Annotated in this window: 14 protein-coding genes and 1 riboswitch; of the genes, 3 read left to right on the forward strand and 11 right to left on the reverse strand. The window is 28.4% G+C overall.

All coding sequences use genetic code 11. The features are described from left to right. The 3 genes from NGI68_RS13805 to NGI68_RS13815 form a co-directional block, all read right to left on the reverse strand. Window positions 1-591, reverse strand: a 591-nt coding sequence (locus NGI68_RS13805) for a hypothetical protein (RefSeq protein ID WP_251862043.1), incomplete at its 3' end; no start/stop codon positions are given. Further along, window positions 581-1,309: an ABC transporter ATP-binding protein gene (locus NGI68_RS13810; protein ID WP_251862044.1), complete on the reverse strand. Its 729-nt coding sequence runs from the start codon at window positions 1,307-1,309 to the stop codon at window positions 581-583. The genes NGI68_RS13810 and NGI68_RS13805, both read right to left, overlap by 11 nt. A gap of 115 nt (window positions 1,310-1,424) precedes the next feature. Beyond that, window positions 1,425-1,574: an aureocin A53 family class IId bacteriocin gene (locus tag NGI68_RS13815; protein WP_251862045.1), complete on the reverse strand. Its 150-nt coding sequence runs from the start codon at window positions 1,572-1,574 to the stop codon at window positions 1,425-1,427. Between the two features lie 496 nt (window positions 1,575-2,070). Here NGI68_RS13815 and NGI68_RS13820 point away from each other — a divergent pair, with 496 nt between their 5' ends. Together NGI68_RS13820 and NGI68_RS13825 are read left to right on the forward strand one after the other, a co-directional pair. After that, on the forward strand, window positions 2,071-2,406 hold the full coding sequence (locus NGI68_RS13820) for an IS5 family transposase (RefSeq protein WP_251862046.1): 336 nt from the start codon (window positions 2,071-2,073) through the stop codon (window positions 2,404-2,406). 53 nt (window positions 2,407-2,459) lie between these two features. Continuing rightward, window positions 2,460-2,648: a transposase gene (locus NGI68_RS13825; RefSeq protein ID WP_286010121.1), complete on the forward strand. Its 189-nt coding sequence runs from the start codon at window positions 2,460-2,462 to the stop codon at window positions 2,646-2,648. A gap of 156 nt (window positions 2,649-2,804) precedes the next feature. Here the strand turns inward: NGI68_RS13825 and NGI68_RS13830 are convergent, their stop codons facing one another. The 6 genes from NGI68_RS13830 to NGI68_RS13855 form a co-directional block, all read right to left on the reverse strand. Beyond that, window positions 2,805-4,268 carry an amino acid permease gene (locus tag NGI68_RS13830; protein ID WP_251862048.1) on the reverse strand — a complete coding sequence of 488 codons (1,464 nt, stop codon included), beginning with the start codon at window positions 4,266-4,268 and terminating at the stop codon, window positions 2,805-2,807. Window positions 4,269-4,398: 130 nt separating this feature from the next. Beyond that, a riboswitch (Lysine riboswitch) is annotated at window positions 4,399-4,574 on the reverse strand. Window positions 4,575-4,859: 285 nt separating this feature from the next. Further along, window positions 4,860-5,534, reverse strand: coding sequence for a response regulator (locus tag NGI68_RS13835; RefSeq protein WP_251862049.1), 675 nt, complete (start codon window positions 5,532-5,534; stop codon window positions 4,860-4,862). Continuing rightward, window positions 5,506-7,134, reverse strand: coding sequence for an ATP-binding protein (locus tag NGI68_RS13840; protein WP_251862050.1), 1,629 nt, complete (start codon window positions 7,132-7,134; stop codon window positions 5,506-5,508). The genes NGI68_RS13835 and NGI68_RS13840 overlap by 29 nt, the downstream gene beginning before the upstream one ends. 212 nt (window positions 7,135-7,346) lie before the next feature. Continuing rightward, window positions 7,347-8,321, reverse strand: coding sequence for a 2-keto-3-deoxygluconate permease (locus tag NGI68_RS13845; protein WP_251862051.1), 975 nt, complete (start codon window positions 8,319-8,321; stop codon window positions 7,347-7,349). A gap of 30 nt (window positions 8,322-8,351) precedes the next feature. After that, window positions 8,352-9,524: an NAD(P)-dependent malic enzyme gene (locus NGI68_RS13850; protein WP_251862052.1), complete on the reverse strand. Its 1,173-nt coding sequence runs from the start codon at window positions 9,522-9,524 to the stop codon at window positions 8,352-8,354. Between the two features lie 454 nt (window positions 9,525-9,978). Further along, window positions 9,979-10,461, reverse strand: coding sequence for a PTS sugar transporter subunit IIA (locus NGI68_RS13855; RefSeq protein ID WP_251862053.1), 483 nt, complete (start codon window positions 10,459-10,461; stop codon window positions 9,979-9,981). Between the two features lie 157 nt (window positions 10,462-10,618). Here NGI68_RS13855 and NGI68_RS13860 point away from each other — a divergent pair, with 157 nt between their 5' ends. Further along, complete coding sequence (locus NGI68_RS13860) at window positions 10,619-10,825, forward strand: MurR/RpiR family transcriptional regulator (RefSeq protein ID WP_251862054.1); 207 nt, start codon at window positions 10,619-10,621, stop codon at window positions 10,823-10,825. A gap of 176 nt (window positions 10,826-11,001) precedes the next feature. Here NGI68_RS13860 and NGI68_RS13865 read toward each other — a convergent pair whose 3' ends face one another. Both NGI68_RS13865 and NGI68_RS13870 read right to left on the reverse strand, forming a co-directional pair. Further along, the gene (locus NGI68_RS13865) at window positions 11,002-12,480 is read right to left on the reverse strand and encodes a PTS transporter subunit EIIC (protein ID WP_353505406.1); all 1,479 of its coding nucleotides are present in this window, start codon (window positions 12,478-12,480) and stop codon (window positions 11,002-11,004) included. Between the two features lie 157 nt (window positions 12,481-12,637). Further along, window positions 12,638-13,963 carry a 6-phospho-alpha-glucosidase gene (locus NGI68_RS13870; RefSeq protein WP_251862055.1) on the reverse strand — a complete coding sequence of 442 codons (1,326 nt, stop codon included), beginning with the start codon at window positions 13,961-13,963 and terminating at the stop codon, window positions 12,638-12,640. Between the last annotated feature and the right edge of the window lie 428 nt (window positions 13,964-14,391).

Genomic DNA, 14,391 nt, shown 5'->3' on the forward strand with positions numbered 1-14,391 from the left:
TAATATAACTATAGAAGTAAAAATAATTTCTATAATGCCGGTAACTACTACTAATACTTTTTTTATATACTTAGCATTAGTTATTAATGCAATTAAAAACACAAACAAATGTAAAATCAAAGAAAATATTGATAAAAAAATTGAATTATAAATAATATAGTTTAATATATAAATTATATTTAGATTTAATTTATATACAAATGCTATTAATAAAGGTAAAGTAATAACAAAATATATGCTTAATATTTTTGCCAATAATATTATTATTTGATATAAAAAACATTGTTTTAATGTTACAGGGGATAAAAACAATATCTCTATTTTTTGGTTCTTAAAATAATCTTTATATATTTTTAATGGGATTGTTGAAGTCATTAATATACATGTAACAAATAATATTAGATTATTTGCTACTACAACTGATGAATAACTTACATTAAATTTTTTAAGTAGATGTACTATAAAAAATATGAGTCCTATCATAGAAATTATAATAAATAAAACAATATTAATTATATCTTTTTTACTAAACTCATTAGTTATTCTATTCTTTAATATTTTAAATTTAATATTTAATATATTAAATATCATTGTTAACACCTGTTTTCTCTATAATCTCAACAAATTTATCTTCTAGAGAAGATCGAGCTGTTAAATTTTCTAATTTATCATTAAATTTAATTTTTCCATTATCTAAAATAATAATATCAGTACATATATTGCTTGCAACATCTAAATCGTGAGTAGAAAAGATAACCATTTTATTGTTTTTTGCAAAATCTTTAATAAAAACTTTTAATTTTTTTATGGTTATTGGATCTAATCCTGTAAATGGCTCATCTAATATTAAAATTTCAGGATTATGTATTAATGCACTTATAATAGAAATTTTTTGTTTCATTCCTTTTGAATATTCGGAAATCATAGTATTAGACTTTAATTTTATATCAAATAAATCTAAAAAATAATCTATCTTATTTTTAAAATCTTCTTCATCTTTATATGAATATAAATTTGATACAAATTCAATAAATTCTCTTCCTGTTAAATCTTCATATAAATTAGGATTATCAGGAACATATCCAATTTTACTTTTAATTTTATTATCTAAATGTATATTAAAGTTATTTATAAAAACACTTCCACAAGTTGGTTTTAATAATCCTAATATTATTCTTATAGTTGTAGTTTTTCCTGCCCCATTAGGCCCTATTAATCCATATATATTATTATTTTTAAGACTTAAATGTTTAATATCCAGTACTATATTTTTATTGTAAACTTTTTTTATATTATTAAGTAAAATCATTATATATTTCCTTTCATGTAATACTATATATTTACATTATATCAATAAAAAACTTAAAAAAAATATATAATATATTTTTTTTAAGTTTTTTATTATAGCGCAAATAATTGTGTAATTACATGCCTAAAATTTGTCTTATTTGATCAGCTATCCAGGCTGCACTCATACCTCTATCTATCCATTTCATTATAGTAGATTTATGAGCCCATACATATTTAACAGCTTTAGATCCATATTTTGCTACGGCTTTTAAAACAGCACCCATTGAAAATTCCTCCTTATAAATTTAATAAGGCAAGCTTGTCTTTGTTAATATTATAACATAAAATTCTATAATATCAACCATTAATTTCAAATTTTTTTATAAAAATACAAGTTTTATGGTTTTTTACATAATTATTCAAAAAAATTTACAAATTAACATTTTTCTGAATACTTATGTAAAAATTACCTGACTGATAGTTATAAAATACTTATTAAGTACATACTTTAATTTTATAATTTTTTAAAATCAATATAGGCATCCATAGTAAAGCCATGGTATCTAAACTAGCTATGGTTCTCTAGTAGTTTAGATACCATAATTCTCAGCATCTTACAAAAAATATTAATAAGCTAATGGCTCATACTATAATACAAAGGTTTCATGCAACAATTACTTAAATAAAGATTAATTTATATTAGGGTGTGTCTGAAAACTAACTAGTGCAAAAGACTTAAATTTTAGCTATAATAATATAAAAAACTATGAAGTTAAAACAATGACACAAAAACGCTACGAAATATCAGATGAACAATGGAATCAAATAAAAAACTTATTTCCCGTTGCAAAGACAGGAAGACCACCCAAAGATAATAGAATTATGTTTAATGCCATACTATGGATTGCAAAAAGCGGTGCTGCATGGCGTGATTTACCTGAACGCTTTGGGTCATGGAAAACAGTATATAGTCGTTTTTGTAAGTGGCGTGATGACGGTACTTTAGTAGTAATTTTTAAAGAGCTAACCTCAGAAACAGATTATGAAAATTTAAGTATCGATTCAACATGCATTAAAGCCCACCAACATAGTGCAGGTGCTAAAAAGGGGCTGTAAACAACGAAACGAAACAACATATTGGATTAAGCCACGGAGGACATACGACAAAAATTCATGCAGTTGTGGATGCCCTTGGCAATCCGGTATACTTTCAATTGTCATCTGGTAATTTACATGACAGTACACAAGCCATAGATATCCTTTCAAACATTGATATACAAAGTAGTAATATTTTAGCTGATAAAGCATATGGCACAAATGAAATTTGTTTATATTTCTGCCATTTTTCTTTTATCTAAATAAACTCTTGATATATTATTTTCAGACACGCCCTAAAATAATACATTTACCTTTTTCATATTTATAAATTGTTATCATATATAATTTCATACTATTTTTTAACAAAAATAAAGACCACTGATTAAATATCAGCAGTCTTTGTGTTTTGTTTTACATTAAGCACTTTGTGTTTTAGAATGACTATCTTCTATATCAAAGTTTACATCTTTTAAATTAATAACTTTTGTTTTATGTTTTATTTTATATCCAAACCACAAAACAAAGAATATTGGTAATCCTATATAAGATGCTATTATTCCATTCCAATCAATCTTAGCAGCTTCAAAATAACTAGCACCTTGTCCCAAAATAACAATTATACATAGTACTAATGCTATTATTGGACCAAGTGGGAATAATTTTGCTTTATAAACAAGCTTCTTTAAATCATATCCTTGAAACACATATGCTTTACGAAAACGATAATGACATAGTGCTATTCCAGCCCAAGCAATAAATCCTGCAAGTCCTGATGCTGCAACAAGCCACACATAAACAGTAGTTTCAGCATAAATGCCTGTTAAAAAACAAGCTGATGCTACTAAAGTAGTTAATGCCAATGCATTTACCGGAACTCCCCTTGGATTAAGCTTTCCTAACCATTTAGGAGCTTTTCCTTCTTTAGCCATTGCATATAACATTCTACTTGAAGCATACATTCCTGAATTTCCACAGGATATTACTGAAGTTAAAATAACTGCATTCATTAATGATGCTGCAGCTGCAATACCAGCTCTTTCAAATACTAATGTAAATGGACTTGTATTAACTCCTGCATCTGTATAAGGTATTATTGCACTTACAACAAATATTGTTCCTAAATAAAAAACTATAATTCTCCAAAATATTGTATTAATTGCTTTGGGTATAGTTTTATCAGGATTTTCACTTTCACCAGCAGCTATACCTACCAACTCTGTACCTTGAAAAGAAAAACCTGCAATTAAAAATATCATAAAAATAGATTTAGCGCCCCCAACAAATGGAGCATCTTTAATAGTAAAGTTTTTAAGTCCTACAGTATGTCCCCCTAATATACCCATAATAGTTGCAATACCTATTAATAAAAATACAATAACAGTAAATACTTTAATACCTGCAAACCAATATTCTGATTCTCCATAAGCTTTAGCAGATAATAAATTAAGTCCAACTATTAATATAAGAAATAGAACACTCCAAATAATAGCAGGTACATTAGGAAACCAAAATTTCATAATTAGTGATCCAGCAACCATTTCAGCCGCAACTGTAATAGCCCAGTTATACCAATAGTTCCATCCAAGTGCAAATCCAAATGCAGGATCTACAAATTTTGAAGCATAGGTCTCAAAGGAACCAGACACAGGCATAAAGGTAGCCATCTCTCCTAAACTTGTCATTAAAAAGTAAACCATAACTCCTATACAGGCATATGCAGTAAGTGCTCCTCCAGGACCTGCCTGCTTTATAGTAGCACCTAGTGCTAAAAATATTCCTGTTCCTATGGCTCCACCCATAGCTATCATATTAAGATGTCTTGCTTGTAAGCTTCTCTTAAGCTTATGTGAACCAGAATTATTTTCTTTTGTATTACTCATTTTTTCTTCCTCCTTATCGGTTTTATTTTCCGATAAGCGAATTAACTAAGAATAGAATAAAAAATACCCTGAGACTATCTCAGGGTATTAAAGTATGCATTTATATGTACAAATACATTTTAATTCCACAACGAATGATAGCTCCCCACAAATTATTTTTGTGACAGTTTTGTATATATTTTATACAAACCCAGCAACACAACATTAAAGCATTTGTTGTATGCTTCGGCGAAAATTCCTTTCAAACTGCTTCTCAGTGCTTATCTCCACAATTTTACTCTTAAAGTTCGCTCCTCTACCTCAGTTATTCACTTATGATTATTTAATATACACCATATTTAAAAATATGTAAACATGTTTGAAAAAATTTTAAATATTTTGTAAACTATTTTAAAAGAAATAATATTAATACTCCGTATTTGTATTCATAAATACAAATACTTTAAGAATCTATAATTTATCTTAAATAATTTTAAAATTATGGGGGTCATAGTACTAAAAACTTATATACAACATATTGATTTACAAATTTAAGATTATCACAATATATTGTAATATTTATTCTTAATACCATAGTCCCTTATTTAAATATCAAACTTTATGATATTTATATTGTGGTCTACCTACTTTGCCGTATTCCACTAATTTCTCTACTTTATTTTCTTTTTCCATAAACTCAAGATATCTTCTAACAGTTACTCTTGCTATGCCTAATTTTTCTGCTAAATCCTCTGCTGTAAGATCCTTATCATTTCCTTGTTCTATTTCTTTCCATATAGAATTATATGTGTATTTATTAAGCCCTTTAGCGAAATCGTCTTCACTTTGAGATGTATTAGCCCCAGCTATTACCTTATCTAATTCCTTTTGTTCAATTACATCATTTTTTTTAAATTCATAATATCTGCTCTTAAATTGAATAAGGGCTTCCTTAAATCTTTGAAAATTAAATGGTTTTATAAGATAATCCACAACTCCACCTCTAAAAGCCTGTTGTATTCTTTCAATAGATTTATCTGCTGTAATTAAAATAATATCTATATCTATATTTTTTTCCCTTATCCATTTTAATAGGTCAATACCATTTTCTTTAGGAAGATATACATCAAGTAATATTAAATCTGGTTTTTTAAGGGATATAAATTTTTTGGCCTCATCAAGATTGGAAACTGCTTTATATAAAGAAAATCCTTCTACTCTTTTTAAAAACTTAGAGTTTATTTCTCTAACCATAGGATCATCTTCTACTATCATTACTTGAATCAAGATTATCACTCCTTGTCATAGGTATAGTAATATTCCAAAGGGCACCATTGTCCACTTCAAGTTTTATTGTGCCCTTAGCCTCATGAATTATCTTCTTTACTATATACATTCCATATCCTCGCTGTCCTTCCTTCGTTGAAAACCCTTGATGATATATTTTTTCTCTATATTCTACTGGAATTCCACCACCATTATCTTTAACTACTATATTTAAATAATCTTTATTTTCCACTATTTTTATATATATTAATCCAGTACCATCATTTTTAACTTCATCTAGAGAATTTTCTATTAAATTTCCTATAATTGATACGATTTCCTCTGGAGTAATATACTGAGGTAACTTTGTAAGCTTTGAATTTTCATCTATTTTTAACTTAACTCTACATTCTTCAGCTTTATTATATTTTGATAATAACAAGGCAGATATGGAAGGATTTTTTATATTATGAGTCAAAATATTGCTTATATTACTTCTACTTTTAGCCATATCGGAAATAAATTGTAGAGCTTCATCATACTCTTCTAACTGTATAAGTCCTGAAATAGTATGTAGTTTATTCATAAATTCATGATTTTGAGCTCTTAAAGACCAAGCCATTTTTCTAACACCTGTAAGCTCTTCTGCCATTCTAGTCACTTCTGTTTTATCTCTAAAACTAGCAATAGCTCCCACAGTCTTTCCTCTATTCATTATAGGAATTCTATTAGTCATTATTGTGGTATCATTTATTTTCTGCTCTCTTTCAAACTCAGATTTCCCTGTTTGTAATATATTAATCATTCCCGTATTTTGAATAATCGCCTCTATATTCTCACCTATAATCTGCTCTTTATTAACCTCATTTTCAAGATGCAATATTTTTAATGCTGAATCGTTAATAAGAGTAATTCTACCTCTATAGTCAACTGCTACTAATCCTTCATGAATAGTATCAAGTATTCCCATCTTTTCATTATAAAGATTTGTTATTTCTTCAGGTTCAAGCCCCAGCAAAATATTTTTTATATTATTGGATAATAAAATTGCACCTATTGTTCCTGCCATAAGTCCACCAAGACCAATTAAAATTATATATAAAATAGCTGTATGCTTGGCTGTCTCAATATTTTCAGTAAGAGTACCTACAGAAACAAAACCTATTTCCTTTTTATTTCCTTTATCATATATAGGGGCAAAAGCTCTCATTGATTTCCCTAAGGTTCCTGTAGCCTCAGAAATGTATGTTTCACCTCTTTTAACTACTCTATACTCATCTCCTCCTTCAAATTTTTTTCTTATCATTTTAGGATTTGGATGAGAATATCTAATTCCTTCATTATCTGCTACAATTATATATTCAATCTGCTGTAAGTTTTTAAGCTGCATATTTATATAAAGACCAATCTTTCCGCTAGGGTCCTTTTTTTCTAATGAATCTACTATCTGAGTAGAATGTGCTACCATCTCTGCTACATTCATAATATTAGTCTTAGCTTTACTTTCAATATTTCCAGTCATCCATGAAACCACAAAAGAAATAATTATAGATATAGAAAGGAAAACCACTGTAATAATTAATAAGGTAATCTTCGTTTGTAACTTCATCGCTTTTCTCATATTCTCACCTTAACCTTAATATATAAATTCAAACCTTACAATTAAAAACTTAAAAAACATGAAATCATAGAAGACAATGGATATACATATAAGGATTAATATAAAAATAGATATTCTAATCCTATTATATAGTATTTCTTTCGTTATTGTCTTCTATTTTTCCATGTTTAATTAACTATTTATATAATTGTACTAAGCCTTAATGATTATCTTTATCCTGCACTAACTTCATTGTTTAATTTTTTCATTTTATTTTTATTAGCCATCTTAAATACATAAGATACAATGAATGGACATACTATAGCAGATACTACGCAGGCAGCTGCAACTTGTGCAGTAGCCACAGTTGCTACCACTGCTAATGTTGGATCTGCCGCTGCAACAGCAGCTGGTGTAGCTACAGCATTTCCTGCAGTGGATCCTGTTGCTAAACCAATTATAGGTTCTTCTTTAAATAATTTTAAAAGCACATAAGCTCCTATTCCAGTTAAAGCGGCTATTATTCCTAATAATATTCCAGGACCTCCAGCTTTTACAATAGTTTCAAGATTCATTCCTGCACCTAATGGGAAAGAGAAAAATGGAATTAATAACATTTTACTGCTTCCAAGAAATTTTCTCATATCCGTATCTAAATTTCCTAAAATCATTCCTATTACAATTGGAATCATTACTGCCACAAGAGCCTTAATAGGAACTTGAGCAAGGCCTGATGCACCTAATGCAACTAATGTGAAAAATGGACCATCTTTTAAAGATAATAGAGCATAAGCACCTACATCAGTTTCATCACCATACTGTGAAGCAAGAGATGCATATAATCCACCATTACAATTTGTTAGGGCTGCAAGAATTGCTAATGGGGATAAACCTAACACCCCAGCAGGTCCAAAGACTTTTCCTACAAATATACCAATACCCGCCCCTACTATAAATTTTCCTGTTATTAATATTGCGCCTTTTTTTATTGCCTTTGGTGCTAATTTAAAATTAATTTGTGAACCAATTAAAAACATAAAACAAGCTAAAATTGGTGATGCTGCTTTTTCGCTAAACAATGCAGTTGTAAATCCACCTATTTTTAAAAATTGTGGAAAAAATGTATTAATTAATACCCCTAAGAAAAGAGGAACAACCATCATACCCCCTGGAATTTTATCAAGGGTTTTCTTAATTGGAATTTGCATTCTTATACCTCCATTACTTTAAAATAATTTTTATACTCTCGCTACTCCGCTTTTTCTAGCTGCATCTTTTATTGCTTCTGCTACATTATGGGCAACGACTCTATCTAGTGCATATGGAATTACATTGTCCTCATTTAAATCTTCATCTTTTATCATATTAGCTATTGCATATGCTGCTGCGATTTTCATTTCTTCATTAATTTCTGTTGCTCTAACATCTAATGCTCCTTTAAATATTCCTGGGAACGCAAGTACATTATTAACTTGGTTAGGGAAATCTGATCTTCCTGTTCCAATTACTCTAGCTCCTGCTTCTTTTGCCAAATCTGGCATTATTTCTGGAGTTGGATTTGCCATAGCAAATAATATAGAGTCATTGTTCATTGATTTCACCATATCTTGACTTACTATTCCTGGTGCTGAAACCCCTATAAATACATCTGCACCTACTAATGCATCAGCTAAAGTTCCTTTAAGATTATCTGGATTTGTTACTTTTGCAAGTGCTTTTTTAGCATCATCCACATTTTCTATTCCGTCATAAAGAATACCAACCTTATCGCATACAATTAAATTTGCTACTCCTAAAGAAAGTAGTAATTTAGATATAGCAGTTCCAGCAGCTCCAGCACCATTTACAACAACTTTTATATTTTCTATTTTCTTATTAACTACCTTTAATCCATTTATTATTCCTGCCAAAACAACTATAGCGGTTCCATGCTGGTCATCATGAAATACAGGTATATCAAGTTCTTTCTTTAATTTTTCTTCTATTTCAAAGCATCTTGGTGCCCCAATATCTTCTAAATTAATTCCACCAAAACCTGGAGCTATAAGTTTTACAGTCTTTACTATCTCATCAACATCTTTTGTATCTAGACATATTGGAAATGCATCAACATCTGCAAATTCTTTAAATAAAAGAGCTTTTCCTTCCATAACTGGTAATCCAGCTTTAGGACCTATGTCACCTAATCCTAACACTGCTGTTCCATCTGTAACTACTGCAACCATATTTCCTTTTGAAGTATATTTATACACATTCTCTTCATTTTCATGAATCTTTCTGCATGGTTCTGCAACTCCAGGAGTATAAGCTAAACTTAGATCGTCTCTTGTTTTAACTTCCATCTTTGATTTTATTTCTATTTTACCTCTATTATCTTCATGTAATTTTAAACTTTCTTCAAAATAATTCATTTTTATATCATCCCTTCATTTTTTATATAAATGGTGTAACCGTTTCCTGTAGATAAATCATATCATCAACCTTAAATTATTAAAATATTTTAAACTTTAAAAATATATTATGGTCATAAAAAATACTTTGTTATAGTTTTAACATCGTTTACATTGTTGTTATGTCTTATTATCCTTTCATAAATAAATGTTATTTTAAATTTGTCTTAATTTAAAAATTATAAAGTTAGATCTAAATGATTTACTCTAATGTTTTATTGAAAAGTACATTTGAAATACATTTAAAAAACCCCAAAAAATCAGGACTGTGGCACTAAGAATAAATCCTACAATATATTGTCTTAACTTTAAACTTGTAAAACAATATATTGTGCTTAAATTCTTTAATGCCACAGTACCTTAATTTAATGAAACTTATATTTATTTAAATCTAAACATTAAGAAACTAATTTCATTAGAAAGTTACAATCACACTTTCTTTTTCTTTAACTTCATTTCCTGTTTCTATAACCATATTAGGATAATCAGAATAATTAGTTATTACTAACATAGTATATGTTGAAAACCCTTTATTTTTAATTAATTCTTCATCAAACTTAATAAGATCTTGTCCTTCTTTTACCGAATCTCCTTCCTGTACAAAAACTTCAAAGCCTTCTCCATTCATAGAAACTGTATCAATTCCAACGTGAATTAATGCTTCTACTCCATTTTGAAATTTAATTGCAATTGCATGTTTAGACTCCTCCATAACTACTGTAATTTCACCATCTGCTGGTGCTTTTACTATATTGGTAGTTGGAACAATTGCTAATCCATCTCCCATAATTTTTGATGAAAATACCTCATTTGGTACTTCATCAATTGGAATTAACTTTCCTGATAAGTACGCTTTTAATTTTAAATTTTTCTCTTTCTTTTTAAATAATGAAAACATATTTGACCTCCTAGAATAGAATTTATACTATATAACAAATAATAATATGATTTTTTTCTAATAATATTATTATATTTATTAATCCCTCCCATTTGTTGAAACATATAATTTATTTTGATATACTTATGTGAACTATAAAGAAAGGATTTGACGAAAATTGTTAGATTGTATCGATAATAATATTTTAAATACATTAACTCAAAGTGAATTATCTGTACTTCAATATATCGATGGCCACTCAAATGAAGTACTTAATATGAGTATTCAAGAATTAAGTGAAAAAGTTTTTTTCTCAACTGCTACAATTTTACGTCTATGTAAAAAACTTAATCTTAGTGGATTTTCTGAACTTAATTTACTTTAAAAAACAATATTTCTTCTAACAATTTGCTTAGATCCACAGCTGTTTCCACTAAAAAAGTAATAACGGATTTATACAGTGAAATTGAAAATACAGGCCGTCTTCTTGATACAAAAACATTAAATACTATTGCAGGTTATCTTTTAAGCGATAAAAAAATTCATTTATTCTCCTATGGGTTAACTAATATGGCCTTTGAGTATATGAGTTGAAGATGGCTTAACAATTCTCATACTACCAGTTTTCTTTAATAAGTCTTCATTTACTAATAACATGTCTTTAATATCTACTCTAAGCCTTGAGATACAATTATTAACTGCTACTATGTTGTCAATTCCACCTAATCTATTAATGATTTTAATAGCTAAATTAGTTTTTCCAGATGAAGCTTTAGACGAATCTTCTTCTTCAACATCTTCATTTACATCAATAGAAATATTCTTATTTGTGAAATACCACTTAAATACCATGTAATAAATAACTGCAAATACTATACCTACTAATATTACAATATACCATCTTGATCCAGGTACTAAAACTCCATAAATCAAGAAATCAATAATTCCTCCACCAGTATTTCCAATTGCCACACCTAGTAAACTTAATATACCAAAGGAAATACCTCCCATTATAGCATGGAATAAGAATAGTTGTGGAGCAATAAACATAAATGAGAATTCTAATGGTTCTGTAATACCTGACACAATAGATGCAGCAACTCCTGCAACCATTAAAGCCTTTACTTTAGGTTTCTTATTATCAGGGGATGTCTTATATATAGCATAAGCTGCTGCTGGAAGTCCAAACATCATAAATGGCATTTTACCTTGTCCTAAAAAGGCTGTAAATTGTTTTAACTGAGAAATATCTACCTTATCAAAGAATTGAAGGAATATATTTAAACATCCTTCCACACCTTGATATACTCCACCTACAGATGTTGTACGGAATACACCATTTAAAACATGATGTAGTCCAGTAGGAATTAAAATTCTTTCTAAGAATCCAAACAAAAATACACCTGTATGTCCTAAACTTGCAATTAAGCTCCCTAAAGAATTTATTCCTGATGAAATTGGAACCCAAACAAATGGAATAACTTGTCCAAGAAGTGTCATAGCTCCTATAACTACAATGGCTACAAATCTCTTTCCACCATAAAAGGCAATAGCTATAGGGAAGTCAATTTTATAAAATTTATTATGAAGCATTGATGTTAATATACCTGTAAGGATACCTGCAAAAGCTCCCATTTCTATAGTTTTCTCAATTCCTAAAATATTTGACATTTTAAGTGAAGCAAAGTTGAATGCTCCAGAATTAATAATAATTGATGCACTTAATAAAAATGTATAATATCCAATGAATCCTGCAAATGCTGCAATCTCTTTTTCTTCTTTTGCTAATCCAAAAGCAATACATATAGCAAATAATACTGGAATCATTCCAAAAACTGTAGCAGTAATCGTTTTAATCAAAGTTAAAACATATACAATTACTGAATTTTGTAAAAAAGGTAATGCTGCTTGAATTTGTGGTTTAAGTAGTGCAGAACTTAGACCTAATATTAAACCTGCAGCGGCTAAAGTAGCAATTGGTAACATTAAACTTCTACCTAGGGCAGAGAAAAAATCCATTATTCTATTTTTCTTGCTCATACACATTCTCCTTTTTAATTAAACATTTGTAATATCTCAATATTCTAAAGCTTTTCAATCTATATAAATATGCATATTTTTCTAAAAATTTTAAATATAATAAAGGTAATTAAAACTTATTCATATTTAATTACCTTTATTAAAGTGTTATTATGCTCTACTTAAGTTCTGGCCAATATCCTTTGTTTTCTTCAATTAATGCATCCAATACTTTTCTAGCTTTCTTTCCATCATTTATTAATCTATTAATGGTAAAAGCTTGTAATGCTTTTGTATAGGATTTTTCATAATAAGCATCTATTAATAATTTTTCACAAGACACTTGATTTACCAATAATCCTAAATAAAATTGTGGAATATTACCAACTCTCATAGGCCTTGGTCCGTTAATGCCAAGTTCTGCAACTACTTCTACCATGGCATCATCTTGCATATTATTTATTGCTCCATTATTTTCTACAATAATTATATATCTTTTATTTTTATTGTAAGCAATGGATGCGGCAACTTCTATCATCATCTCTGCATGGGCATCACTTTCAAGCTTTATAATTCCTTCTGTGGTTCCTGCATCAATTACTTTTCTACATTCAGTGAAAACACGGTTTTCTCTATGAGCCATAACTTCATCAGCTCTTGTAAAGTTTGGATCAAGATGAGATGCCTTATAATCTGGATATAAGTAATATTGATCATAGGTATTGGGTAAATAATCTGGGAAATCATTCATAAGTGTTTGAACCATTCCATAAGTATCTAGCCAAGATTGATCTCTTTGCTCTGCATCTTGAGGTAAAAAACCTTTTTCTTTAATTAATTTTTTTAACTTAGGTAATAAATCTTCTCCTGTATTTTTATCATATATGTGTGTAAACCAACCATAGTGATTTAATCCAAAATATACTGGATCTAAAGTTTCCCAATCACAGCCTAACAAACGACTGCATGAGCGTACAACATTTTCAGGCTGATCACATATATTTAAAATCTTAGTATCATTAGGGAACTCTCTTCTTAATGCTTCTGCAACTATTGCTGCTGGGTTAGAATAATTAAGTATCCATGCATTTGGAGAATATTTTCTTATATCATAAATAGCTTTAATCATTTCTTTTGTAGATCTTAATCCGTAAGCCATTCCACCTGCTCCACAAGTTTCTTGTCCTATAAGTCCCATACTTAAAGGAATGTGCTCATCTTTTGCTCTCATTTGTAAACCACCAACACGCATTTGCATAAACACAAAATCCATATCCTTATAAGCTTCTTCAATATTAGTAGTATATTTAAAATCTAATCCTTCATAATTCTCTTTCATTAAGATTTGCCCAAACTCTCCAATTGGGTTTTGTCTTTCTGCATCTATATCAAATAATACCAATTTATTAAGAGGTAAATCATTCTTGCATCTACAAAAGGATTTTAAAAATCCTGGTGTAAAAGTACTTCCGCCACCTACAATAACTACATTATATTTTTTCATAATATTCACTCCTAATTCAGTTTTGATAATGGCCACTTATCTTTAATGATATTTTAAGTTTTTATTTAATTATTATCAATATATCTTAAAAGTATAGTTATGTATAATGACGTATGTAATTTGTTACTTTAAATGTTATTTGTAACACTGGGCATTCTACTACATTTTTATATATTTCTTTATGTGAATCACTCTATTTTTATTAATATCTCTTTTTAACGAATACTAGCTAATAAAATTAATTTATTAATGCTATTCTATAATGAATTATTAAATCATTTAATATATTTTTAAATTTTTCACTATATTATTGTCTATAATTTAAACTAAATCATTCTCAATATTAAGTATGATTTTTTTATTTAAATTAATATTTAGTTTAAATAAAAAAGAACAGTTTAGCATGAGCTCTAACTGTTCTTTTTAAT

It is taken from the genome of Clostridium sp. Marseille-Q2269, from assembly GCF_943736985.1.
In the GTDB taxonomy this organism is placed as follows: domain Bacteria; phylum Bacillota; class Clostridia; order Clostridiales; family Clostridiaceae; genus Clostridium_F.